Source organism: Coprococcus sp. AM14-16 (genome assembly GCF_003434675.1).
Classification (GTDB): Bacteria; Bacillota; Clostridia; order Lachnospirales; family Lachnospiraceae; genus Coprococcus; species Coprococcus aceti.
In genome coordinates, this window is sequence record NZ_QTLL01000003.1 from 1 (window position 1) to 26,362 (window position 26,362).

Below are 26,362 nucleotides of genomic sequence, written 5' to 3' on the forward strand. Positions count from 1 at the left end.
CTAGCTTGTATTTTTCCTAACCATCTTTACTGTTATTGGTTTGTTGGATCTTTCGATCCGACGTTCTTGAAATTCTTTTTTGGAATTTCAGGGTTGTCATGTTGTTAATTTTTCAAGGTTCTTATATAGCTCTGATACTAAGTATGTCTAACGGAGAAGGAGGGATTTGAACCCTCGCGCCGCTATTAACGGCCTACTCCCTTTCCAGGGGAGCCCCTTCAACCGCTTGGGTACTTCTCCAGTATCAAGCGCTTGAACTTTCATTATGTATGAAAGCCAGCGGAGAGAGAGGGATTCGAACCCTCGCGCCCTTTCGGACAAACGGTTTTCAAGACCGCCTCGTTATGACCGCTTCGATATCTCTCCAAGTTGTTTTTGTTCGTCGCCATCAACCGGCGACTTGTACATATTATCACTTTACCATCTTTGTGTCAACATCTTTTTCCAAAAAATTTGAAGCAATTTTTAAATCCTCAGGAGTGGTGATTTTCAGGTTCTCATACGCCCCCATTATCACCTTCGTTCTGACGCTGCTATAACGCTCCACTATCATTGTGTCATCTGTTATAACCTGACTTTTGTCATGCGCCAGTCTATCATAACAGGTAAGCAGAAGTTCCCTGTTAAAACTCTGTGGAGTCTGAACCTGCCACAGCCTGGATCTATCAGGAGTATCCACTCCTATATGATCCTCATCTACTATCTTGATGGTATCCTTCACAGGTACACCCACTGTACACGCAGAATATATCTTTACTGCATCTATGGAATCTGTGATGATTTTCTGGGTTATGCATGGTCTCGCACCATCATGGATGAGTACATACTTCGCACCATCCGCCGCAATAAGTCCATTATGTACGGAGTCATAGCGCTCTGCCCCACCGGTCACGATCTTCCTGACTTTGGTGATGTTGTACCTGTCTACTATGTCATTTCTGCAATATTCTACATAATCCTCACCTGTGACAAGAATTATGTCATCAACCGGACTGTCCTGAAAGGCCTTGAGCGAATAATACAGTACGGGATAATCCCCTAGCGTCATAAATTGCTTAGGTATATCGCTGTGCATCCTGCTGCCCTTTCCGGCTGCAAGGACTATTGCCGTGACCTTTACTTCATCCACTGTATCAAAGATTTCTATATTTGATTCTTTGTAATCGGCATTATCCGCATCGCCCATGTTCATCTTCTCCCTAGTAGTAGTCTGACACCATCACACATTTGACCAGGCTGGTTATCTCTCACCCAGCTTGAGGTTTGGTATGGCATTCAGATCCCATCCATGTCTTGTTCCATTTATGTATTCGTAGTATCCCGCCGCACCTATCATGGCCGCATTGTCCGTGCACAGTATCGGCGATGGATGATACAATGTAAGCCCAGCCTTCTCACAGGCCGCCTTCATGCTGGCTCTGAGAGCAGAATTGGACGCAACTCCGCCAGCTATGGCTATCTTATCCATATGATATTCCTTTGCCGCAGCAACCGCATGCTCTGTAAGCACTTCCGTTACTGCTTTCTGGAATGATGCTGCCACATCGGCCTCATTGATCTGCTCGTCTCTCATATGAGCCTGATTGATATAGTTGAGCACTGCGGACTTCAGGCCACTGAAACTGAAGTCATAGGCTGATTCTGCCACCTTTGCCCTTGGAAATTCTATAGCGTCAGGATTGCCCTCCTTCGCCTTGCGATCTATCTTCGGTCCACCCGGGTAACCCAGTCCTATAGCCCTTGCTACCTTGTCAAATGCCTCTCCTGCCGCATCATCCCTGGTTATTCCCAGTATCTCAAACTTGCCGTAATCGACTACCTTTACAAGATGTGTGTGACCTCCTGACACGACAAGGCACATGAACGGAGGCTCAAGCTCCTTGTTCTCTATATAATTTGCTGCGATATGACCTTCTATATGATGCACACCAACAAGTGGTATATCTTTTGCAAATGCTATGGCCTTGGCTGCTCCCACACCAACGAGAAGAGCGCCAACAAGCCCCGGTCCATATGTGACTGCAACCGCATCTATGTCATCCAGTGTGCACTCTGCCTCTTTGAGCGCCTGTCTTATGACCTGTGTAATCTTCTCTATGTGCTTTCGCGAAGCTATCTCCGGCACAACGCCTCCATAAAGTGTATGGATATCTATCTGTGAATATATTATATTTGACAGTACGTTTCTTCCATTCACAACAACCGCTGCGGATGTCTCATCACATGAGGATTCTATAGCCAGTATCTTTACATCTTTCTCCATAATTCATCTCACCTTTGTCGATCTATTCTACTCCTCCGAAAACTTGAGCGTTGTTGTCGTCCTATCCTTTGCTGCAATAGTTCTCGGGAATATCTCTCTTATCTCATCCATAAACACCGCCGGTTTTGCCATCGACGGACTGTAATGTGTAAGCCACATCTCCCCCACATCTGCCTTTGCCGCTATGGCCGCAGCCTCCTGCATCATCATATGCTTATGCTCTATGGCTTTTATCTCTTTCTCCTTTTCGCCGTACATGCCCTCGCATATGAACAAATCTGATCCGGCTGCATACTTCTCTATAAGGGGGGTCGGTCTGGTATCTGTGCAGTATGTGAGCTTCAGGCCCTTGCGGTCAGGACCAAGCACCATATCAGGAGTATATATGTGTCCATCCTCCTCGTATGTGTTGCCCTTCTGCAGGCCATTCCAGTATTTCATCGGAATCTCGTTCTCTCTAGCTCTGTCCACGCTGAATTTTCCTGTTCTTGGAAGTGAAAGGGAATATCCATAACATGTCACATTGTGATTCACCCTGAATGCATCCACCCTGAGATCCTCCCACATAAAGCTCTCCTCAGCCTCCGAGAGCTCCTGGAACCTGATCTCAAACGGAAGCTCAGGCGCTATAACCCTGAGGGAATTGACTACCTTCTCAAGTCTCTTTGGGCCAACCATAAGAAGTGGCTCCGTTCTCTCGGCATTGCCTATCGTGAGCAGCAGCCCCGGCAATCCGCTTATATGATCTGCATGAAAATGTGTGAAGCAGATCACATCTATCTGCTTAAAGCCTATCATGCCCTGCTGACGCATTGAGGTCTGGGTTCCCTCTCCGCAGTCTATCAGCATCTCGTGTCCGTTATATCTGACCACGAGAGATGTAAGTGCCCTGTATGGCAGCGGCATCATCCCTCCGGTCCCCAAAAGACATACGTCTATCATCTTCTATCTCCATTTCTAAGGCAGAGTCTATATGCATACTCTATGCATACTCTGTCACATCATCTATCCTTGGAGGTATGACACATTCATTTACAAGTCTGTCGTAACAGTCCTCACACATCCTGAGTGTGTATTTTCTGCCATCCTTGCGCGAGAAATATCCCCACTCCTTCTGAATAAGGACGTAATCCTCCTTGTTATGCATATCTCCAAATACAATTATCCTTCCACACCTATTACATCTGATCTCACTCATATTTATCTCCTGTCCGACTGCATGCAGCCCTGTTATGAGTCTGATTATAAGCCAGATCCTTCACAGAATATACCGACAATGTTTTCCAGCCGTGCAAATGTGGTCTCCACGCACTGTATATTCTGCATATATCTATTACTACAACTGTTTTTGCATAACCAGACCATCCTCCACCGGTGAGTCGTAGTATTTTTTTCTTGTAGAAATTTTTATAAATCCAAACTGCTCATACATAGCTATCGCAGCAGCGTTGGATTCCCTGACTTCCAGAAATATGCTCTGCACATTCCTGTCCTTGCAGTCATCTATCATGGCTTCCATCAGCTTACAGCCGATGCCACGACGTCTTGATCCGGCATCCACTGCTACCCTGAGCAGATCTGCACTGTCACACACCGCCGAATATATGATATAGCCGGCGATTTTTCCTTCAGAAGTCTCAAGGATCTTGACATGATCGTATGTCCCCTGTATAGATGAGGACACCATCTCCTCATTCCACGGATGCGAAAACACCGCCATCTCAAGTGCAGCTATCCCGGCCAGGTCTTTCATATCTGCCAGTCTCGGGCGTACATGAAAAAAGCAACTATTCATGTCCATCATTCTCCAGTTTTGCCTTTTCAGCTCTCTCCCGCTCTGCCTGTGACTGTCTGAGATATTCAGGAGCAAATGTATCCCCCTCCTCATACTGTCCGGCTGCATATCTCACCTGGGCTGCGGCTGCCACCGAGCCAGCTCTCTGCTTATTCATGTGTGCCGGAGCAAACGCATAGTCTGCCGTCATCTTCTCTTTCAAAACATCAGCATACACATCTATTCCATCTCCCACAAATATAACCTTTTCCCCTCTCTCATTGAGCTGGTCTATAAGGTCGGCAATATCCATAGGAGTCTGATCCATTATCGTCTCAAGCCTGTCATCACTGTTAAAACTGTAAAGTCCCGTATACACCTGTTTTCTTCTCGCGTCCATGATAGGGCAGATAAGTCTGTCAGTTCCCCACACATTGTATGCAAGCCCCTCAAGTGTCGGCACCGCAATAACCGGTATATTCCATGCAAGTGCAAGTCCCTTGACCGTCGCTGAGCCTATCCTGAGTCCTGTAAATGATCCCGGTCCTGCAGCAACAGCCAACGCATCAAAGCTCTCTTTGTCCGTCTCTGTCATCTTCACGATCTCTTCCAGCATAGGAAGCAGTGTCTGGGAATGTGTCTTCTTGTAGTTGGTTGTATATTCAGCTATCAAATTATTGTTCTCGACTATGGCAACGCTCGCCACAAGTCCTGAGCTGTCAAATGCTAAGATCTTCATATCTGATCATGCCTCTCTTCTATCGTAATACGCCTGTAATCAAGGCCCTTTGAAAGGTCCTTCTCTATATCGATTCTGGTGTATGTGCCAGGTAATATCTCCTCAATGAGGTTAGCCCACTCTATAAGACATACTCCATCTCCATACACCATCTCATTGTAGCCTATCTCATCCATCTCGTCCACATCGCCGATCCTGTACACGTCAAAATGATACAGAGGCAATCTGCCCTCGTCATACTCCTTCACAATAGTGAAAGTAGGGCTGTTCACCACTTCAGTGATTCCAAGTCCAGCTGCCACCCCCTGGGATATTATCGTCTTGCCAACTCCCAGATCTCCATATATACAGTACACCTGGCCAGGAGCTGCATTCTGTCCAAGCTGCACTCCTGCATTGTAGGTTTCTTCCTTGCTATTACTCTCTATGACCATATTCTCTCCTGTCTGTCATACATATGTGTTCTCTCCGGTATTCCGGAACTATTCTGTTAACTCTAAAGATTGAGCGTGATCTTCCTGCCTTTTGCTTCAAATGGTCTGTATGCAACACCAGCCATGTCAAACATTTTCTTGGAGGCTATGGTGCTCTCTGTCATCGCATACTTGTCTGACATATACACTACTTCCTTTATACCGCACTGAATAATAGCTTTGGCACATTCATTGCACGGGAACAGAGTAGAATATATGATCGCATCCTTGAGATTGCCGCCTCTGTAATTAAGAATAGAGTTCAGCTCCGCGTGGCATACATAGAAATATTTGTTGTCAAGCGGGGCTCCAGACTTTCCCCACGGCATTGTGTCATCGTCGCATCCTGCCGGCATACCATTATATCCCATGGACAGAATTCTGTTGTTCTTGTCCACTATACACGCGCCAACCTGCGTTGACGGGTCTTTGCTTCTCTCTGCCGACATCATCGCAATGCCCATAAAATACTGATCCCACGATATGTAATCTGTTCTCTTCATACCCTGACTCCTTTCAATTTCTTTTATGTTCCCCTTATCTACGGGTGCAGACGCATGAAAGGCGCTCCGCGCGGCGTCTGCTTCATCATAAGGAATCCCCCGCCTTAACGGCGGTTCCCCCTTATGATAATATAAGCCGGAGTTTCCCCCGGCGTATATTGTAAGGTCCTGCAGAACAGAACTTCATATGATTCTGTTAGAATTAACGATCGCCGAGTGCGAACTTGTCATGGATCGCGTTCATTGCACGCTCTGTATACTGCTCGTCGATGAGAACTGTAACTCTGATCTCTGATGTTGAGATCATTCTGATGTTGATATTCTCATCATAGAGAGCCTCGAACATCTTGGCCGCAACACCTGCATTTGTCTGCATTCCTGCACCAACGATAGAAACCTTTGCAACATTCTTGTTGACATCTATGCTCTCAAACTTGCCTATGTTGTTCTTGATGATCTCCTCTGCTTTGTCTGCATTCTCATCACTACATGTGAATGTAATATCCTTTGTTCCATGTCTTCCTACTGACTGCAGTATCATATCTATATTGATGTCATTCTTTGCAAGCAGGTTGAAAAGCTTGAATGCAACACCTGGTGTGTCCTCTAATCCTACAACTGCCACTCTCGCTGAATCTGCATCCGCTGCAACTCCACTAACTAACATCTTCTCCATTCCAGTATCCTCCTTAACTATTGTACCCTCTGAAAAATTGAGACTTGAACGAACAACCAGCTGAACGCCGAACTTCTTTGCAAGCTCAACTGAACGGTTGTGCAGAACGCCTGCTCCAAGTGTAGCAAGCTCAAGCATCTCATCGTATGTTATCGTATCCAGCTTACGTGCGGTCTTTACCTTACGTGGATCTGCTGTATATACTCCATCCACATCTGTGTATATCTCACACGCATCAGCGTTAAGTGCCGCTGCAAGTGCAACAGCTGTTGTATCTGAACCACCACGACCAAGAGTTGTGTAATCGTCATACTTGTTAATTCCCTGGAATCCTGTGACAATAACTATCTTTCTCTGCTCCAGCTCATGTCTTATTCTCTCAACATCGATTCTCTTCAGACGCGCATTGCCATACACTGAAGTTGTATGCATTGCCACCTGGAATGCGTTCAGAGAGATTGCAGGAACTTTAAGAGAATTCATAGCCATAGCCATAAGCGATACGGACATCTGTTCACCTATTGTAAAAAGCATATCCATCTCTCTCTTAGGTGGATTCTCATTTACCTGCTTAGCCATATCTATCAGTTCATCTGTGTATTTACCCATCGCAGACAGAACTACGACTACGTCGTTCCCCCTCTGCCAGTCCTCAATACATCTTTTGGCCACGTTAAAGATTCTTTCGGTATTTCCAACAGAAGTACCACCAAACTTCTTTACTATTAACATATTGTCCTCCTGATCGCTCATTTGAAAATTTGTATATTTAACTCTTCACCGGAGCGGTCCGGTAAAAAGAAATAAGCCTTTTGTAAAATACCGCAATTCGACTAGGATTGCAAGGTCATTGAATAATATTGTACTAATCCAGCACTCTAAGAGCACTCTTGACACCAATCTTATTGCAACGTGCCTCAAATTCACCCTCTGTGATCACTGCTGTAACAAATGCCTTTTCATCGAGATCAGAATCGACATACTCAACATCACCAAATACCGCCTTGATGGCAGCCTCATCCTTCTCATCTGTTCTGACAAAGAATCTGCTCTCTGAGTCCGCAAATGTACCCATCTCAAGTTCTTCGTCCTCCCATATGATAGGAACATGTCTTCCCGCATTCTTCACTGCATCAATAACGTCTGATACAACCGCAGACGCTGTTGGAAGCTTTCCGGCGCCCTTGCCGTAGAACATTACGTCGTCAAGTGCATTACCATGTACAAGTATGCCATTGTATACATCATCTATCTTTGCCAGCGGATTGTCATGTGGAAGCATAACCGGGGCAACATATGAATATAGCTTGCCGTCTGTTTTTCTGGTTGTTCCGACAAGTTTTACAGAATAGCCCATCTTATCCGCATACTTGAAATCATCTGTTGTTATCCTGGTTATTCCCTCCATATGTATCCTGTTGTAATCCAGGTTCTTGCCATATACGAGAGATGTAAGTATAGCTATCTTTCTACACGCATCGCCACCCTCTACATCAGCCTCAGGATTGCGCTCCGCATATCCGAGCTCCTGTGCCTGCTTCAGCACTGTCGCATAGTCAGCCCCCTCTTTATCCATCTTGGTTAGGATGTAATTCGTTGTACCATTGAGTATTCCTGTGATCTCCGTAACATCATCCGCAGTTATGGATGTGTTAAGTGGTCTTATAACAGGAATTCCACCGCCTGCTGATGCTTCAAAGAAGAAATTGATATCGCCCTCTCTGGCAATCTTTATAAGCTCAGGTCCATGAACGGCCACAAGCTCCTTGTTGGAGGTTGCCACACTCTTGCCGGCAAGCAGACACTTCTTGACAAATGTATATGCAGGCTCAACACCTCCCATAACCTCCACAACGACGCTTATATCATCGTCGTTAAGTATATCTTCAAAATCATGGGTGAGAATGTTCTCGACAGGATCCCCAGGAAACTCCCTGAGATCAAGCACTCTCTTAACGTTTATCTCCTGTCCAGCTCTCTTGTTAACAATATCATGGTTGGTGTTAATCACTTCCACAACTCCTGAACCCACTGTACCATAACCTAATACTGCTATATTCACCATGTTTTTATCTCCTTCTTATCTCCTTTTTCTGCATAATAATGCAAGTTTAGTACGTCATTACTTTATCAGTATAAAGCGTCATTGTCAAAGACTAATTTCTTATCATCAAATGACTCTCATGTGCTGCTACACCTCAACCTTATTCACCCATTTGAGATAGGCTGTCATAAATCCATCAAGATCTCCATCGAGAACCGCCGATACATTTGAATTCTCATAGGCTGTACGTTTATCCTTGACCATGGTATATGGTTGGAGCACATACGATCTTATCTGACTTCCAAAACCATTGTCAGTTACCTCTCCGCGGATGTCCGAAATCTTCTCCAGATTCTCCTGCTTCTTCAAAAGATACAGCTTGGACTTCAGCATCTGCATAGCCTTATTCTTGTTCATGAGCTGTGATCTCTCATTCTGGCACTGAACAACTATACCGGTAGGATAATGTGTGATTCTGATGGCCGATGATGTCTTATTGATATGCTGGCCACCTGCACCGCTCGATCTGTAGGTATCTACCCTTATATCTTCATCCCTGATCTCTATCTCCAAATCCTGCTCTATATCCGGTATGACATCACAGGATGCAAACGAAGTCATTCTCTTGCCGGCCGAATTGAATGGTGATATTCTTACCAGTCTGTGCACTCCCTTCTCTGACTTGAGATATCCGTACGCATGCTGCCCATTTATCTGAATGGTCACAGACTTTATACCAGCCTCATCGCCCTCAAGGAAATCGAGCACCTCAACACTCATGCCGTGCTTTTCTGCCCATCTGGTATACATTCTGTACAACATACTCGCCCAGTCGCAGGACTCCGTTCCGCCCTCTCCTGAATGGAGTGTGAGTACCGCATTACAGTCATCAAACTCGTCAGTGAAGAGAAGATTTATCCTATACTCCTCAAATTCCTTCGTAAATATATCTATCTGCTCCCCTATCTCAGGCACAAGACTCGGATCATTCTCCTCCTCCGCCATCAGGATCAGTGTATCTATATCCACATAGTCATTCTCAAGCTTCTTATAGTTGTCAACCAGATCCTGAAGTCCCTTCAGTTCCTTCGATACCTCACGGGATCTGTCGATATCATCCCAGAAATCCGGCTGTTCCATCTCATAATTAAGCTTTGCTATTCTGTCTGTCTTGTTTTCAATGTCAAGGGATGACTTGACCTCCCCCAAGGGATCCCTATAGGAGGCCATCGTCGCCCTGAACTCATCCAATTCTATCACTTGGTTTCTCCTGTATCACGTATTTATGCGTTCTTACCGCAGCAATTCTTATACTTCAGACCGCTTCCGCATGGACAGAGATCATTTCTGCCTATCTTCTTGGCTTTCTTTACAGGTCCCCTTGACGCTGTGTCATCCTTATTGGTTCCTGTAACCTTATTCACCTCTTCACGCTCAATCTTCTGCTCAACCTTTATTCTGAGAAGAAGCTTTACGGTATCCTCACGGATCGCTGCTGTCATGTCATTGAACATGTCATATCCTGCGAATTTGTATTCTACAACAGGATCTCTCTGGCCAAGTGATCTAAGTCCGATTCCCTGTCTCAGATTATCCATGTCGTCGATATGATCTGTCCACTTTCTATCTATAGTCTTGAGGAGTATAACTCGCTCGATCTCTCTCATCTGATCAGGATCACCAATCTCTTCCTCCTTGGCAGCATAGAGCTCAAGAGCTTCATTGTACAGTCTATCCTTCAGCTCGCTGATATCTGCCTTTTTGATCTCCTCTTCGGTAAGTGTAACCGGCTCAGCAAATGGAACTATGCCCCTTATCATGTCATCCAGCTCTACCTGATTCCAATCCTCAGGTGCTGTCTCTGATGAGCATACCTGATCTACTGCTGCATTTATATCATCCTTTATCATCTTGAGGATAACCTCGTGCATGTTCTCGCCGTCAAGAACTCGTCTACGCTCCTTGTAAATGATCTCTCTCTGCTCGTTGTTAACACGGTCATACTCAAGAAGATTCTTTCTTATGGCAAAGTTGTTACCCTCGATCTTCTTCTGTGCCTTCTCTACGAAGTTGGAAATAGTCTTATGCTCTATCTCCTCGCCCTCAGGTATCTTAAGGGTATCGTACACTGACATAACTCTCTCTGATCCGAAAAGTCTCATCAGATCATCTTCCAGTGACAGATAGAACTTTGACTCTCCCGGATCTCCCTGTCGTCCTGAACGTCCACGGAGCTGATTATCGATACGTCTGCTCTCGTGCCTCTCTGTACCGATGATCCTGAGTCCTCCGAGCTCTGCAACACCCTCGCCGAGCTTGATATCAGTACCACGTCCTGCCATGTTAGTCGCGATGGTTACCGCATTCTTCTGTCCAGCATCTGCAACTATCTCAGCCTCAAGCTCGTGGAACTTGGCATTGAGCACCTTGTGAGGTATCTTTCTCTTGGACAGCATATGACTGAGTTCCTCTGATGCGTCGATATTGATCGTACCGACAAGCACCGGCTGTCCCTTTCTGTAACTTATATTAATCTGCTCAACGATCGCATTGAGCTTTTCTTTCTTAGTCTTAAATATAGAATCCGGCTGATCTATTCTCTGTATAGGTCTGTTCGTAGGAATGACAACAACGTCCATTCCATAGATCTCTCTGAACTCCTCTTCCTCTGTCTGGGCTGTACCTGTCATACCTGCCTTCTTGTCAAACATGTTGAAGAAGTTCTGGAATGTGATCGTTGCAAGAGTCTTGCTCTCTCTCTTGACCTTTACATTCTCCTTTGCCTCTATAGCCTGATGCAGACCATCTGAGAATCTACGTCCTGGCATGATACGTCCGGTAAACTCATCAACGATGAGTACCTCATCATCCTTCACCACATAATCTCTGTCTCTGAACATGAGGTTATGTGCACGGAGTGCCAAGATGATATTGTGCTGGATCTCCATGTTCTCAGGGTCTGAGAGGTTGTCAATATGGAAGAACTGCTCTACCATCTTCACACCATTTGCAGTGAGCATGACGTACTTGTCCTTCTCATTTACAAGGAAATCTCCATCCTCCTCTATCTCTGTCTTCATGAGCATATCCATCTTGGATATCTCTCCATCACCCTCACCTCGCTTCATCTGTCTCGCAAGGTAATCACACATCTTGTAGAGCTCTGTGGACTTGCCGCTCTGACCGGATATGATAAGAGGAGTACGTGCCTCATCGATAAGGACTGAATCCACCTCATCGATTACACAGTAGTGAAGATCTCTCAGAACAAGCTTCTCCTTGTAGATTACCATGTTATCTCTCAGGTAATCGAAACCGAGCTCGTTGTTGGTAACATATGTAATATCGCAGTTATACGCCTCACGTCTCTCGTCTGTTGTGGAACTGTTGAGTATGATTCCGACCTTAAGTCCGAGGAATTCATGCACCTGCCCCATCCATTCAGCATCTCGCTTTGCCAGGTAGTCGTTGACAGTTACAACATGGACACCCTTTCCTTCAAGGGCATTCAGATAAGCAGGAAGTGTTGATACAAGTGTCTTTCCTTCTCCCGTTCTCATCTCTGCGATTCTTCCCTGATGGAGAACTATTCCTCCTATGAGCTGTACCCTGTAATGCTTCATTCCAAGTACACGGTATGCAGCCTCTCTCACAACCGCAAATGCTTCTACCAATATATCGTCTAACGTCTCGCCGGCAGCAAGTCTGTCCTTAAACTCTTGTGTCTTGCCCCTCAGCTCTTCATCTGAAAGTGCCTGCATCTTCTCGTCGAGTGCCTCTATCGCATCAACTATAGGATTGATCTTTTTCAATTCCTTCTCGCTGTGCGTTCCAAATATTTTCTCAAACAAACCCATGTTGTTTTTGACCTCCTAGCTATCGTTATTCAGGGTACATTCTAACATCATATGACATTTATATCAAGCAAAAAGGAGACCTTCTATAACCGAAAGTCTCCTTTAAAATACTATATTCAATTATCATCGGCACTTATATTAACCGTGCTTTTGCCAATATCTGATCTTAATATTCAGGCTCGATGATTCCGTATGTGCCGCCCTTTCTCTTGTATACGACATTGACCTCATCTGACTCTGCATTCCTGAATACATAGAAATTATGTCCAAGCAGATCCATCTGGATACATGCATCCTCTGGATACATAGGTTTTACTTCGAACTTCTTAGTTCTCACGATCTTGATATCGTCATCATCCTCAACGTCCTCGTCGACAAATGCATCGTTCAGGTATGCTACATTCTGCTCCTTGTCAATGAGCTTCTTACGATGCTTGGTAACCTGTCTCTCAATAACCTCTACAACGAGATCGATCGAAACATACATGTCATCACTAACCTGCTCGGCTCTGATGATATGTCCCTTCATAGGAATCGTTACCTCTATCTTCTGTCTATCTTTCTCAACGCTGAATGTGACCTGTGCGCCAGTATCAGCCGCAAAGTACTTCTCAAGCTTTGAGAGCTTGTCCTGTACTGCATTTCTAAGTCCTTCTGTAACTTCAATGTTCTTACCGCTGATTATGTAATTCATGATGCCCAACTCCTTCTTTTTTGGATATGATCCAAATTGATATGACCATTATACCACAACGAGTCTTTTTTTCAATATATTTGACGTATTTTTATGTGCATATTGACAACTTTATTTATTTTCGCTGTCATGTTTTCGCCATTTTACACAAAAAGCGCACATGTATACCATGTGCACTTCAATGTATTCATTATACCCTATTATATACAGCTTGTCTACTGTCCTATGATTCTGACTGCACAGAGCGGATCTCTGTAGAATGCAGAGGATATCTTGATACCGGTCTCCTCTGTGCTGGCATGTACTATCATTCCGTCTCCGATATATATAGCGCAGTGCTCTATAGAGCTGTCTCCATAGAAAAGTATGTCTCCAGGCTCAAGACTTGAAGTGTCTACTCTTGTTCCATACTGTGACTGTGCTCCCGCTGAGTGTGGAAGTGAATATCCAAACTGAGCGTATACAGCCATGACAAAGCCTGAGCAGTCAGCTCCATCCGTAAGACTCGATCCGCCATATACATATGGATTACCCACAAACTGTGTTGCAAAGTTCGCAAGGTCTATTCCTGTCTGGCCGCTCGGTGCCACTACATTGTTCTGTGAATCGTCTGAATCGCTGCTGTCAGATGATGTGTCGTCTGATGTATCCGATGACTGATCTGCAGAATCTGTATCCGGCTGATCTGGCGTGTAGGAATCATCCTCTGTGCTCTGGCTGTCATCTGATGCGTCCTCAGCTTCTGCCTCGTCTGCGCTCTCCTGTTCCTGTCTTGCCTGCTCCTCTGCCGCCTTTTCTTCCGCAGCCTTCGCATCAAGCTCTGCCTGGATCTGTTCCATGGACTTGGCAGTTGCAAATGCATATGTATCATCTACAAATTCAGTGCTGACATAACCATTCGTCTCGTCGTCAAGTGCTATCTGCACCCATTTGTCATCCTGTGATATGACATCAAAGCTCTGGCCTGATCCAACCTGTGTTATACAGTCGGAGTTCACATCAGCCTCCGTTCTTACGTTGAGTGTCTCTGTATTGACAGTTACCTGCTTCGGACAGTTCGCCTCGGCATAGGCTCCCGCATCATCTCCAAAAAGAAGCAGGTCATTCCTTATGTATCCTGTACAGTCACCTGATGTGACCTTGGTCCACTCCTTGCCCTTCTTCTCTATGGTTACTATTCCATTGTTCCCTATGATACCAACTACATCTGAATCAGTTCCGGCTCCCGATCTTATATTCACATAATCCTCGGTGGCAACAAGACACTTATCCTTGAAATCAGGATATTTCACCTTGTTCTCTTCGCTTGTCTTGTCCTTCTTGGTCTCCGCAGCATTCTTTCCTGCGGATGCTGTAGTCTTCTGTGCATCTGTGGACGTTGCCGCCTTTGCAGCATCGCCTGCGTTTTTATCATTGCCCGCAAGGGTGTTAGCATATCTGTCAAATGCAGATGAAATACCTACAGTTGAATCGCTGTATATCTGTCCCGCGCTCACCGTTCCTATGGAAGTGGTGATCATCATTCCTGCCGCTGCAGCAACAACTATAGTCTTCTTAAATGACTTTGCTTTAGACATTATAAAAAACCTCCTGTGCTGATCTTAACGCAACAATTATTACATCTTTGTTACAAATCTATTGTAGTATAGCAATAATGATTACATTTGTCAACACAGGAGGCGTTGTTTTATACGTTTGTATTTATTTTTTGTTACATATTTGTTACATGTACTAGTTTGAAATTACAACTCCATCCTCGCCATTTACAGTAACTATAGAGCCCGACTTAAGGATCTTAGTTGCGTTCTGTGCGCCCAGGATAACAGGTATGTCACGGCTGAGTCCGACTATGGCAGCATGTGAATTGCCCCCGTTCTTCTCACACACGATCGCAGATGCAGTCTTGAGCTGATCCATGATCCTGTTGCTGGTCTCATTTATGACGATTATGTCTCCATCCTTATAGTTCTTGATGAGCTCATCCTCTGACTCGCATACACAGAGCGGTGCGGTTGCAGATCTCTCATTTATAGAGAAGCCCTTTACAAGGATATGTCCTACAACGTGTACCTTTATCAGGTTTGTCGTGCCGGTCACGCCAAGTGGGACTCCGGCGGTGATTACAGTCACCTCACCGTCCTTAACATAGCCGTGCTTCTTTGCCGCATCAACAGCATGCTCGAAGAGATCGTCAGTGTTGTTCTCCTCACCTATAAGAAGAGGCTGAACTCCCCATGAAAGATTGATCTGTCTGGCAACCTTCTTAACAGGGGTACATCCGATGATCGGACATTTTGGTCTGTACTTTGAGAGCATTCTCGCTGTCTTTCCTGACTTGGTAACAGTGATGATGGCTGCCGCTGCAAGGTCTATGGCCGTTGTACATGTCGCATGTGATATAGCACTCGTTATATCAGGATTCTGCACCGCATCCCTGTTGAAGAATCTCTTGTTGTAATCTATGTCTCGCTCTGCTCTCTCTGCGATGGTCTTCATGGTGTGAAGAGCCTCAACCGGATACTTGCCCGCTGCGGTCTCTCCTGAGAGCATGATTGCACTTGTTCCGTCATATATGGCATTTGCAACATCTGTCGCCTCTGCTCTGGTAGGTCTTGGATGTATCATCATAGAGTCAAGCATCTGTGTAGCTGTTATGACCTGCTTGTCCGCATTGTATACCTTCTTGATGATCATCTTCTGGATGATAGGCACATCCTCAAGAGGTATCTCAACACCCATATCTCCTCTTGCGACCATGATTCCATCGGACACTCTGATTATGTCGTCTATATTGTCAACGCCCTGCATATTCTCAATCTTGGCGATGATATTGATATTGTCACACTCATACTCGTCAAGGATCTTCCTAATCTCAAGTATATCGTCGGCTGTTCTTACAAATGATGCAGCGATGAAATCGAAATCATTCTCAATACCAAAGATTATATCCGCCCTGTCTACATCGCTTATGTATGGCATGGTGAGGTTAACTCTTGGAACATTTACACCCTTGTGGTTTGATACAGGTCCGCCATTCTCCACGCGGCACACGATATCTTTATCAGTAACCTTCTCTATCTTCATATTTATAAGGCCGTCATCGATGAGTATGGTATCTCCCGGCTTGACATCGTTCACAAGATTCTTGTATGTAATGGATACCTTTGCCTGGTCGCCCACCACATCCTCTGTCGTCAGTGTAAATGTCTGTCCTTCTACGAGTTCAACCTTGCCCTCCTTGAAGTCCCCAACCCTTATCTCCGGGCCCTTAGTATCAAGCAGTGTTGCAACCGGAAGTCCAAGCTCCTCACGAAGCTTCTCCACTCTGTCCTTGTTCTTCCTGTGCTGGGCATGATCACCATGAGAAAAATTGAATCTGGCAACATCCATACCCTCGATCATGAGCTTTCTGAGCACCTCATCATCGTCCGTCGCCGGTCCCAATGTACAAATTATCTTTGTCTTTCTCAAATTCATATGAATACTCCTCCTACTGTTTTATATATTGTATTTGAATGTGTTCTATAATTATTTACCTTTGCTCATACTGGGCAAATTCCTGCGCCAGATCATTCTGTTCTACCTGTGCCGGACCTTCCTGTGGATCGTCATCCGGGGTATTCTTATGATACTGCGATACAGCGGCAAATATGTATATCACAGATATGAAAAGCGCCAGCATCCCCATCGTTCTCTTCGCCGGCCATATGTATGTTGCAATGACCATCATGAGGAAATACCATAATAACCTTATATATATGGCAGATTTGTAAATAGTGCCAAATGATACCTCTATCTTCTTCATGGATGCCGCTATCAGTCCCGCTACCGTTATGAGCAGTGACCAGAACAACGTGAGCACAAATCCAACAATTATCTGAAATACCCATGCAAGCACAAGCACTGGTGTGTCGAGCTTATTTATGAGATCGATCACATCCTGCTTTGTAACAGCCTTGAATCCATATGTCTCATTCAGGGATTCATATATATCCTTACATCTTATGATCTGTGTTCTTCCTGAGTTATATGTGAGTATCTCATCCGCTGATATGATGAATACGGTACGATACCCGCCGTCTGCAGCAAGGTCTCTTGCAACAGCTTCATCCACTTTCGTCTTCGATGTGTCGATCTTTATGTAGGACATGTTCTCATCATCCGACCAATCGAATGTCCCATCGTAGTAAAAACCATCTCCGGTCAGTGAAAAATCCTCCATATTCCGGTCTATCCTGTCCGCAAACCTTCCGCCGCCAAACAACTGGTTATATGGAATAAAGAATATCACCAGATAAGTCAGTGTGCTCATGATAAATGTTATCAGCATCGCCGATGACATCCGTCCAAATCGTCCATTTCTGTAATAAGCTTCCGGTTTTGCGACACCTACGAACATGTTCTTCAGCGCGCCTAAAAATCCAACTCTTTTTTTATCATCCAACAGTTATTGTCCTCCAAATTTCATATGCCTGCTAATTATAACATAGACTTTATGTATTTAATATGAAAAACATCAACCTTTACCGACTTTTTTCTTGTTTTTCATTCAGGCTTTATGTTTTAGCTGGATTTTAATAAGCATTTTGTAATATATTCGTAACAAATCGGCGTAGTTTTATTGACTTTTCATAGCGTACATTATATTATGTAAACTGTGCTAAAAACTTTTTACAAAACGGGAGGAATTCATGATTATCAGAAAATTTACCAGGATAATTCTGGGCGCTGCTCTGGGTATAAGTGTATTCGCATTTGCCGGCAACGTGCCCGAAACAGCCTATGCCGCAGACATGTCCGACATAAGCGTTACATCGACGAGGGAGGATGTACAGCAGGTGGTGGACGATGGAAACTTCCACTACACAGAGCTGGACGGTACAGAGATCGATCACATATACGAGTTGTATAATAATGATCCCGAAACCATCAAACAGCTCCAGCGTCAATCCGATTACAACGCCACCGGCGATATAGCTACGCTGAGTGCCGGATATACCCACTCTTCCATGTTCGATGGCTACAAAGTCATCAAGGGCATAGACGTATCCGAGTGGAACGGCGACAGCATCAACTGGAAAAAGGTTAAAGCCGCAGGAATATCCTACGCATTCATACGTGTGGGCGGACGCTACTACGGTTCAGGAAAATATTTCATCGATTCTACATACAAGGATAATATCAAAAATGCACTGAATGCAGGTGTTGACGTGGGTGTGTACTTCTACTCACAGGCCATCAGCACATCGGAGGCCAAGACAGAAGCCAAATACACTACCGACCTGATCTCAGGCTACAACATAACTTATCCCGTTGTCATGGATTATGAATACGCATGGGAAGATGGAGGTCTGAGCGGTCGTCTGTACAACGCCCACCTTTCCAAGAGCGCAGCTACAAATGTCATAAAAGCATTCTGTGCGGCAGTTGAATCAAAGGGCTACGTAGGCATGATCTACGCCAGCAAGACTGTCATCACAGACGACATGAACGCATCTTCGATCGCACAGTCATATCCTATATGGAATGCCCAGTACAACGACACGGACACTCTCACAGTGAAACATTCATACTGGCAGTACAGCGACGTCGGCAAGGTGTCAGGAATCAGCAATGCAACTGATATGAATTTCAGATATGTCAAATCTCCTGCCGCGCCTTCATCTCTGACACAGTCAGCGTGCACAGACTCCACTATCACACTGACATGGACGAAGATCCCTGAGGTCTATGCTTACCAGATCGTGCGTTACGACAGCTCCGAAGATAAATACGTCTCCGTGGGAACTGCCAAGGGTGCCGGAACGACTACATTTACAGATAAGAATCTTCAGGACGGTAAAAAGTATACATACAAGGTACGCGGATATTACAAATTGAGCTCAGGAGCCATCTACGGAACCTACTCAGCAGAGTGTACCGGTATTACAATAGCTGATACCATAGAGAACTTTGCGGCTACAGTTACAGCGCCTACATCTGTAAAACTTTCATGGTCACCTATCCCTGCAGCAACAGGATACAGAGTATACAGAAGCAACGGTTCATCAGGCAGCTACGAGACGATTGCCACGACCAATTCTCCTGACGACTGCGAGGTTACCGACAGCCAGCTCAATCCTGGCACAAAATATAACTACAAGGTACGCGCATACACAACAACTGATACCAACACCATCTGGCACGTTCTGTCAGATGCCAAGACCATAACCACCGACCCAGGCGAGGTTACAGGGCTCAAGATCACTTCAGCCTACACAAGCTCACTTACACTAAAGTGGAATAAGCAGGAAAATGTTGACGGATACATCGTATATGTATGGGAGCCATCCAATGCTACTTGGACAAGGCTTGCAAAGATCTCTTCCAAGTCTACTGACACATACACACACAAGGGACTTCCTCATTCAACTGAGTACAGCTACACGGTATGTGCATATTACAAGAAAAATGGAACATACCACTACACAGAGACAGCCAGCGCAGCGAGCGGATTTACCGGACCTGCTGTTCCTTCCCAGATTGCAACCGCATCAAGGACAGCCAATTCCGTGACCATAAGATGGACACAGATATCTGATGCCACAGGCTACACGGTATACAAATATAATACGTCCAGCAAGTCATTTGAGCAGGTGGCACGTATCAGCGGAAGCAGCAACAGAACATATACATTTACAGGACTTAAAGCCGGAACAGAATACAAATTTGGAGTGAGAGCATACACAGAGCGGAATGGATTCACAGGCTTCAGTGACCGCAAGGATTTCAGCTCCTGCACTCTCCCGGCAACCTTTACATCATCCTTCAAATACACACCACTTGGATCGCAGAGATTCCTCCAGTGGTCAAAGCTGTCATACGCTGACGGCTACATCGTATACAAGTATGATCAGAAGGCAAACAAATACACAAGAGTTAAGAAGATAACATCCAACAAGACAAATTTCTGTTTTGTTCCTAACCTCAGAAGAGGCTACGGTTACCGTGTTCTCGCTTACATGAAGTACAACGGCAAGATATACTACGGTGCACTTTCAAAAGCACCGATCAAGAATACATCTCTTACCGGAACGATCACTGACAGCAGCGTAAACCTCCGTGCAAAAGCCGGAACAAACAGCAGAGTAGTCAGAACGCTTGCAAGGGGTTCAAAAGTCAAGATCTCCGGCTATGCAAAGTCTGGAAGATATATCTGGTATAAGGTCACATACACCAGAGGCTCCAGAAAATATACCGGCTATATAAGATCTGATCTCATACGTGTCAAGTAATTCTTATACTTATACAATTAAAATAGGGAAAAGCATACATACTTTGTATCTCCTGCTTTCCCCTATTTTTTTATATTTTTCTCAATATTTTTCTCACGCAGGTCTTTTATTAATAATATTTTAATAATCTTTTTGTAATATAATTGTAATATTTGTATTAGGAGGCTTACATGAGAATAAAACGATTATCTAAACAACTTTTTATTATTTCCCTTGGAATATTTATACTGACTGCGGCAGATAATATCTTCCACTCTGCCACAGTATACGCGGCTGACACCTCCACCATCTCAACATCATCGACCAGATCTGAGGTCCAAGAGGTTGTGGATGAAGGTAACTTTGACTACACTCAGTTGAGTGATGCCGAGATCGACCACATATATAGTCTTTACGGCAACGATCCTGAGACGATAAGGCAGTTGCAAAAGCAGTCAGACAGCGCTAATCCTTATGGTGTTGCCACGCTCTCATCGACAACATATACACACGCATCCCAGTTCAAGAACTCCACTGTCATGAAGGGGATAGACGTATCGGAGTGGAACGGTTCCATCAACTGGAGCAAGGTAAAATCTAGCGGCGTTACATTTGCCTTTATCAGGGCTGGAGGAAGGTACTATGGTTCAGGTGCATATTTCGTCGACTCCAAATTTGCTGAGAATGTCAAGAATGCAACTGCGGCAGGGATTGATGTCGGAGCGTACTTCTACTCTCAGGCCATAAACGCCACCGAGGCCAGGCAGGAGGCGGCATACACCTTGAACATCGTATCCTCTTACAACCTTACACTTCCCATCGTCATGGACTACGAATACGCATGGGAGGGTGGACTGACCGGCAGGCTCTACAATGCGCACCTGTCCAAAAGCGCTGCCACCACGGTCATCAACACTTTTTGCAGTACAGTGGAGGCAAGTGGCTACGTGGGCATGCTGTATGCGAGCAAAAGTGTTATAACCGATGACATGAACATCACCAGTATAAACAACAAATACCCAATATGGAATGCGCAGTACAACGATTCAGACACGCTGACCGCCACTCATTCATATTGGCAGTACGATGACAACGGAACCGTCGCCGGAATAAGCTATCCGACGGATCTTGATTTCAAATATGTAAATACACCGGCAGCACCTACAGAACTCACATTTAAGTCATCGACCAGCTCATCCATAACCCTCACCTGGAATAAGGTTCCTGAGGTATATGGTTATCAGATAGTGCGTTACGATGAGGCCGAAGGAAAATATGTGTCGATCGGAACAACAAAGGGGGCCGGCACTCTGACCTACACTGATAACGGTCTCACCAGCGGTAAAAAATATACCTACATGGTGCGCGGATACCATAAATTAAATACCGGCACTGTATTCGGAGCTTACTCGCAAGAATATAGCTGCACCGCCACCTATGCAGAGGCTGTAACTGCATCGACAGATCCTGAACCTCCAATCTTCGATACCGCCCCGGACATGCCTACCCAGGCCGCAATAGCAGACAGGACTTCCAGTTCCATTAATGTCCGCTGGAGCAAGATTTCCGGAGTCACAGGCTATTTCGTGTACAAATACAACACGTCCACTGGTAAATATGACAGAATTGCAAGATGCATAGGCGACGAATCCAGAAGTTATAACTTTACCGGACTTTCTCCCGCCACAACATACAAATTCGGCGTGAGGGCGTATTATGAATACAACGGTGTGATCATGTACAGCAACCGCCTGGAGTTCAGCAAATGTACAAAGCCACGAACCTTTACATCTTCATTTAAGTATACTCCTCTCGGTTCGTATCGCTGTCTGCACTGGCAGAAGCTTTCAAATGTATCCGGCTACATCATATACAAATATGATATTGCCCATAACAAATACACAAGAGTAAAGAAAATATTCTCTTACAAAACAACCAGTTGTATACTTCCTGCTTTGAAGAGCGGCTTCGGCTACAGGATTCTTGCATATAAGAATGTCAATGGTTCGATAGTATATGGCGACATTTCAAAAGCTCCCGCAAAAGCCAGCTCATTGAGCGGAACAGTCATTGACAGCCAGGTCCGTCTCAGGGCAGGGGCAGGAACCAACAAACGTATCATCCGGGAACTTGCCAGAGGATCAAAGGTCAAGATCAGCGGCTGCAAATATTCCGGCAAGAATGCGTGGTATAAGATCACTTACACCAAGGGCTCAAAGAAATACACCGGATATGTAAGATCCGATTTCATAAGAATAAACTAGTCTTAATTCAAACAACAAAATAGGCATCATACCTGATCAGGTATGACGCCTATTTTGTATCTATCATAATGATCGTCTGTTAGCGGAAACTATTTCACAACCTTGAATGAAGCCTTTACATAGCCATCTGCATAAAGCACAAGCTCTCTGCCATTGCTGCCCCACATGAGCTCTTCCTCTGCGTATGAAGGCTCTACAAACTTAACGTCAAGTCTCTTCAGGTCCTCGTGTGCACATGCTGCTGTGCGGAGGAGCAACATTCCCTGAACTACAGGATGGTCTGTGAGGTGGATCTTATTCTCGTCTCCTGTCTCCTTGCTGAATGCATAAACCTCTTCCTTTGTAAATGTGTGGAATGGCTTCTCGTCCTCATAATCCGTCTTCTCCACTCTCTTGATCTCCTTCTCCTTGTCTGATGCCTTTACGAGTGTGATGGTCATCTTCTCAACAGGAGTCTCTTCTCCCTCTACCTTTCCAAGGATAGAGAGTATGTACATGAATGCGTTCTCCTTAACATCACCATACTCATATGTGATGCTATCGGCAGCCTCTGCCTTCTCTCTGTCTACTGTGTAGGATATCTTGCCTATGAATGCGCCCTGATATGTGGATGCATCCATGTCTGTCATCTTTGTTCCAAGTCCCATGATCCTGTCATAAATCTTCATATAATTCTCCTTCTAAAACTTATTCTGCCTGTTATATTCTCTTATTTGCGTGCAGTTAATCCTTCTCATCCAATTGCCTTGCGCACGGAGCACCCACTAATGTCTATGAATGTTTTCTGTCCGTGACAAATCCGTTTCTTCTTATCATGTCAAAGTCAAGGTCAAATGATGTGCCATCGGTGGTCAGGAAGTCACCGCTTATGACCGCATTTGCCCCGGCTGCAAGTGCAGCCTCGCCGTTGTCCTCATATCTTCCTCTTCCGGCCGCAAGCCTTATCATGACTTTTGGCATGACAAATCTGTATACCGCTATCGTTCTGACGTACTCCTCCTCAGTGAGAGGTGTCTTGTCATAGAACGGCGTTCCCTCCCTCGGATTGAGGAGGTTCATCGGAACCGAATCCACGCCAAGCTCTCTGAGTTCAAATGCAAGTGCCACCCTGTCCTCAAGTGTCTCGCCCATGCCGAACAGACTGCCACTGCACACCATGAGTCCCGCAGCCTTTGCAGCGCGTATTGCCGCCTTCTTCTGTTCCTGTGTGTGACTGGTACACACCTCCGGGAAATATGCCGGAGAGGTTTCAAGGTTGTTATGTATCATCGATAAGCCCGCGTTCTTTAGCTTCGTGAAATCCTCCTGATCCAGCAAGCCAAACGATGCACATATATTAATATCCACATTGTCGTGTATATCCTTGACCGTTTTCTCAGCAAGCTCAACCTCCCGCTTTGAAAGTCTCCTGCCCTCAGCCACAAGGCAGTACCTGAAGCTTCCCTTGCCACAGTCAATCGATGCACCCTCAGTAACCGCTTCTTCACCCAGAAGATTTATCTCAGGTACATCCTTCTTCGCTATCCTGGACTGTGCACAGTATCTACAGTTCTCTGTGCATCTGCCCTCCTTCACGCTTATGACCGAGCACACATCGCACCGGTCTCCGCAGAAATGCTCTCTTATCTCATTTGCTGAAGCCGCCAGTATATCCAGATCCTCATGTGCAAGCTTTAGAGCCTCATCATATGTGATCTCCGCTCCACCATTCAGCATGCGATCCTTAAGCTCCTCTACATACTCTCTGCCCATATGATTCCTACCTCTTTTCTGTAAAGTTCCCAGTTTCATCTGGTCTTCAGCCCTTGTGTATGTTAATCACAGAATCTGCCGGATGCCTGCAGTGTCTACCGCCCATCTGACAGTTCATATGTATATATGGAAAGAGCCTGCCACCGGCAGGCTCCCCCATCTGTATATAACTCTCTATATCTTTCACAGATATTTAGTATCAGCTATTTATCTTGTGTTCTCTGTTATGTCTCCAAATGATCACATTAGGATTACAGCGCAGCCTTGATCTGCTTGTAGATACCCTCTGCATCAAGCTCGTACTTGTGAAGCAGTTCCTTTGCAGGGCCTGACTCACCAAATGTATCTCTCACACCAATCCTTGTCAGCTTTGTAGGACACTTCTCAGCAAGCACCTCTGCAACAGCACTTCCGAGACCACCTATGATGGAGTGCTCCTCAACTGTGAACACTCTTCCTGTCTTCTGAGCTGTCTCAGCGATGATATCCTCATCGATAGGCTTGATAGTGTGGATGTTGATGAGTTCAGCATCTATACCGTCAGCAGCGAGCATATCCACAGCCTTCACAGCCTCAGATACACAAAGTCCTGTAGCTATGATAGATATGTCCTTGCCGTCCTTGAGCTTAACCCCTTTGCCGATCTCAAACTTGTATGTGCTCTCATCATTGAGTACTGGAACTGCCAGTCTTCCGAATCTGAGATATACAGGTCCAACATACTCGTATGCAGCTTTCACTGCTGCTCTTGCCTCTACATCATCACATGGGTTAATGACAACCATGCCCGGGATCTCTCTCATGAGTGCGATATCCTCACAGCACTGATGTGTTGCTCCATCCTCACCTACTGAGATTCCTGCGTGGGTTGCACCGATCTTCACATTCAGATGTGGATATCCGATAGTATTTCTCACCTGCTCAAATGCACGTCCTGCAGCGAACATTGCAAATGAACTCATAAATGGAACATATCCGCATGTTGACATTCCGGCAGCTATTCCTGCCATGTTCGCCTCCGCGATGCCACAGTCAACGTGTCGCTCAGGATAAGCTTTCTTAAAAATAACTGTCTTGGTTGCCTCTGCAAGGTCTGCATCTAAAACAACAAGATCATCGTGCTCCTTTGCGATCTCTACTAAGGCATTGCCATAGCTCTCTCTGGTTGCGATTGCTTTATTCTCTATCATAATGCTGCAGCCTCCTTCTCAAGTTCTTCCATGGCGATCTTATACTCTTCTTCATTTGGAGCCTTTCCATGCCAGCCGGCCTTGTCCTCCATGAATGATACACCCTTGCCCTTGATCGTGTGGGCGATGATCGCTGTAGGTTCACTCTTGTGGGACTTTGCCTCAGCAAATGCCCTGTCGATCTCGTCAAAGTCATTGCCATTGATATTGATAACATGGAAGTTGAATGCCTTGAACTTCTCATCTATAGGATATGGTGAACATACATCCTCAACCGTTCCGTCAATCTGAAGATTGTTGTTATCTACTATAACGCACAGATTGTCAAGCTTTCTATGTCCTGCGAACATAGCTGCCTCCCATATCTGTCCCTCCTGGATCTCTCCATCACCGCAGAGACAGTATGTTCTGTAATCCTTGCCCTGCATCTTGGCTGCAAGTGCCATACCTACTGCAACTGAAAGTCCCTGTCCCAGTGATCCTGATGACATATCCACTCCTGGAGTGTGCTTCTTGTCAGGATGTCCCTGAAGGTAAGATCCAACATGTCTGAGTGTCTTTAAGTCTTCTATTGGGAAAAAGCCTTTTAACGCAAGTGCTGCGTAGTAGCCCGGAGCTGTGTGTCCCTTTGAGAGCACGAATCTGTCACGATTCTCGTCCTCAGGATTCTTAGGATCCACATTCATCTCCTCGAAATAAAGATAAGTAAACAGGTCTGCTGCTGATAATGAGCCGCCTGGATGTCCGCTCTTTGCATTGTATACACCTGTAACAATGCCCTTGCGAACTTCTACAGCTTTTTTCTGAAGTTCTAATTTGTTCATCTCATTCTCCTTTTAACTGGATACTGTATTTGTATCATACAGAGCCATTATAACAT

General features: G+C 45.3%; 22 protein-coding genes and 2 tRNA genes. 2 read left to right on the forward strand and 22 right to left on the reverse strand.

Annotated elements, in window-relative coordinates; all coding sequences use genetic code 11:
* Positions 1 to 151 precede the first annotated feature (151 nt).
* From DW159_RS10255 to DW159_RS10340, 18 genes are all read right to left on the reverse strand, one after another.
* Positions 152 to 240: transfer RNA gene (locus DW159_RS10255), tRNA-Ser, on the reverse strand.
* Between the two features lie 40 nt (positions 241 to 280).
* A tRNA-Ser gene (locus DW159_RS10260) sits at positions 281 to 366 on the reverse strand.
* A 46-nt stretch (positions 367 to 412) separates the two neighbouring features.
* Entirely contained in the window at positions 413 to 1,186 is a 774-nt protein-coding gene (gene ispD / locus DW159_RS10265) for a 2-C-methyl-D-erythritol 4-phosphate cytidylyltransferase (protein WP_187115870.1), read from the reverse strand.
* A gap of 54 nt (positions 1,187 to 1,240) precedes the next feature.
* Positions 1,241 to 2,263 carry a tRNA (adenosine(37)-N6)-threonylcarbamoyltransferase complex transferase subunit TsaD gene (gene tsaD, locus DW159_RS10270; protein WP_022215803.1) on the reverse strand — a complete coding sequence of 341 codons (1,023 nt, stop codon included), beginning with the start codon at positions 2,261 to 2,263 and terminating at the stop codon, positions 1,241 to 1,243.
* Positions 2,264 to 2,290: 27 nt separating this feature from the next.
* The gene (locus DW159_RS10275; RefSeq protein WP_015533863.1) at positions 2,291 to 3,205 is read right to left on the reverse strand and encodes a ribonuclease Z; all 915 of its coding nucleotides are present in this window, start codon (positions 3,203 to 3,205) and stop codon (positions 2,291 to 2,293) included.
* 40 nt (positions 3,206 to 3,245) lie between these two features.
* Positions 3,246 to 3,461, reverse strand: coding sequence for a hypothetical protein (locus DW159_RS10280; RefSeq protein WP_015533862.1), 216 nt, complete (start codon positions 3,459 to 3,461; stop codon positions 3,246 to 3,248).
* 138 nt (positions 3,462 to 3,599) lie between these two features.
* A complete protein-coding gene (gene rimI / locus DW159_RS10285) occupies positions 3,600 to 4,058 on the reverse strand; it encodes a ribosomal protein S18-alanine N-acetyltransferase (protein WP_117550600.1) in 459 nt (152 codons plus the stop codon).
* On the reverse strand, positions 4,051 to 4,776 hold the full coding sequence (tsaB, locus tag DW159_RS10290; RefSeq protein WP_022215805.1) for a tRNA (adenosine(37)-N6)-threonylcarbamoyltransferase complex dimerization subunit type 1 TsaB: 726 nt from the start codon (positions 4,774 to 4,776) through the stop codon (positions 4,051 to 4,053). Before tsaB ends, rimI begins: the two co-directional genes overlap by 8 nt.
* A complete protein-coding gene (gene tsaE / locus DW159_RS10295; RefSeq protein ID WP_055223209.1) occupies positions 4,773 to 5,210 on the reverse strand; it encodes a tRNA (adenosine(37)-N6)-threonylcarbamoyltransferase complex ATPase subunit type 1 TsaE in 438 nt (145 codons plus the stop codon). The genes tsaB and tsaE overlap by 4 nt, the downstream gene beginning before the upstream one ends.
* 62 nt (positions 5,211 to 5,272) lie before the next feature.
* Positions 5,273 to 5,752, reverse strand: a complete 480-nt coding sequence (locus DW159_RS10300) for a deoxycytidylate deaminase (protein ID WP_015533858.1) — start codon at positions 5,750 to 5,752, stop codon at positions 5,273 to 5,275.
* Positions 5,753 to 5,954: 202 nt separating this feature from the next.
* The gene (locus DW159_RS10305; RefSeq protein ID WP_117550602.1) at positions 5,955 to 7,160 is read right to left on the reverse strand and encodes an aspartate kinase; all 1,206 of its coding nucleotides are present in this window, start codon (positions 7,158 to 7,160) and stop codon (positions 5,955 to 5,957) included.
* A 133-nt stretch (positions 7,161 to 7,293) separates the two neighbouring features.
* Positions 7,294 to 8,493 carry a homoserine dehydrogenase gene (locus tag DW159_RS10310; RefSeq protein WP_117550604.1) on the reverse strand — a complete coding sequence of 400 codons (1,200 nt, stop codon included), beginning with the start codon at positions 8,491 to 8,493 and terminating at the stop codon, positions 7,294 to 7,296.
* Positions 8,494 to 8,619: 126 nt separating this feature from the next.
* Positions 8,620 to 9,732 (reverse strand): peptide chain release factor 2, encoded by a 1,113-nt coding sequence (gene prfB / locus DW159_RS10315; protein WP_117550607.1) that lies wholly within the window; start codon positions 9,730 to 9,732, stop codon positions 8,620 to 8,622.
* Positions 9,733 to 9,755: 23 nt separating this feature from the next.
* Complete coding sequence (secA, locus tag DW159_RS10320) at positions 9,756 to 12,329, reverse strand: preprotein translocase subunit SecA (RefSeq protein ID WP_117550609.1); 2,574 nt, start codon at positions 12,327 to 12,329, stop codon at positions 9,756 to 9,758.
* 166 nt (positions 12,330 to 12,495) lie between these two features.
* Positions 12,496 to 13,023, reverse strand: coding sequence for a ribosome hibernation-promoting factor, HPF/YfiA family (gene hpf / locus DW159_RS10325; RefSeq protein ID WP_022215810.1), 528 nt, complete (start codon positions 13,021 to 13,023; stop codon positions 12,496 to 12,498).
* 215 nt (positions 13,024 to 13,238) lie between these two features.
* A complete protein-coding gene (locus DW159_RS10330) occupies positions 13,239 to 14,600 on the reverse strand; it encodes a C40 family peptidase (RefSeq protein ID WP_117550611.1) in 1,362 nt (453 codons plus the stop codon).
* Between the two features lie 154 nt (positions 14,601 to 14,754).
* Positions 14,755 to 16,500: a pyruvate kinase gene (gene pyk, locus DW159_RS10335; protein WP_117550613.1), complete on the reverse strand. Its 1,746-nt coding sequence runs from the start codon at positions 16,498 to 16,500 to the stop codon at positions 14,755 to 14,757.
* A 55-nt stretch (positions 16,501 to 16,555) separates the two neighbouring features.
* Positions 16,556 to 17,467, reverse strand: a complete 912-nt coding sequence (locus tag DW159_RS10340) for a DUF1189 family protein (RefSeq protein WP_117550615.1) — start codon at positions 17,465 to 17,467, stop codon at positions 16,556 to 16,558.
* 247 nt (positions 17,468 to 17,714) lie between these two features.
* Between DW159_RS10340 and DW159_RS10345 the strand changes: the two genes are divergently transcribed.
* Both DW159_RS10345 and DW159_RS10350 read left to right on the forward strand, forming a co-directional pair.
* Complete coding sequence (locus DW159_RS10345; protein ID WP_117550617.1) at positions 17,715 to 20,297, forward strand: fibronectin type III domain-containing protein; 2,583 nt, start codon at positions 17,715 to 17,717, stop codon at positions 20,295 to 20,297.
* A gap of 170 nt (positions 20,298 to 20,467) precedes the next feature.
* Positions 20,468 to 22,540, forward strand: coding sequence for a GH25 family lysozyme (locus DW159_RS10350; RefSeq protein ID WP_117550619.1), 2,073 nt, complete (start codon positions 20,468 to 20,470; stop codon positions 22,538 to 22,540).
* A gap of 89 nt (positions 22,541 to 22,629) precedes the next feature.
* Here the strand turns inward: DW159_RS10350 and DW159_RS10355 are convergent, their stop codons facing one another.
* From DW159_RS10355 to DW159_RS10370, 4 genes are all read right to left on the reverse strand, one after another.
* Positions 22,630 to 23,208 (reverse strand): hypothetical protein, encoded by a 579-nt coding sequence (locus DW159_RS10355; RefSeq protein ID WP_022215816.1) that lies wholly within the window; start codon positions 23,206 to 23,208, stop codon positions 22,630 to 22,632.
* A gap of 103 nt (positions 23,209 to 23,311) precedes the next feature.
* Positions 23,312 to 24,292, reverse strand: a complete 981-nt coding sequence (gene bioB / locus DW159_RS10360) for a biotin synthase BioB (RefSeq protein WP_117550621.1) — start codon at positions 24,290 to 24,292, stop codon at positions 23,312 to 23,314.
* A gap of 251 nt (positions 24,293 to 24,543) precedes the next feature.
* A complete protein-coding gene (locus DW159_RS10365) occupies positions 24,544 to 25,482 on the reverse strand; it encodes a transketolase family protein (protein ID WP_015533848.1) in 939 nt (312 codons plus the stop codon).
* A complete protein-coding gene (locus DW159_RS10370) occupies positions 25,479 to 26,306 on the reverse strand; it encodes a transketolase (RefSeq protein ID WP_117550623.1) in 828 nt (275 codons plus the stop codon). Before DW159_RS10370 ends, DW159_RS10365 begins: the two co-directional genes overlap by 4 nt.
* Between the last annotated feature and the right edge of the window lie 56 nt (positions 26,307 to 26,362).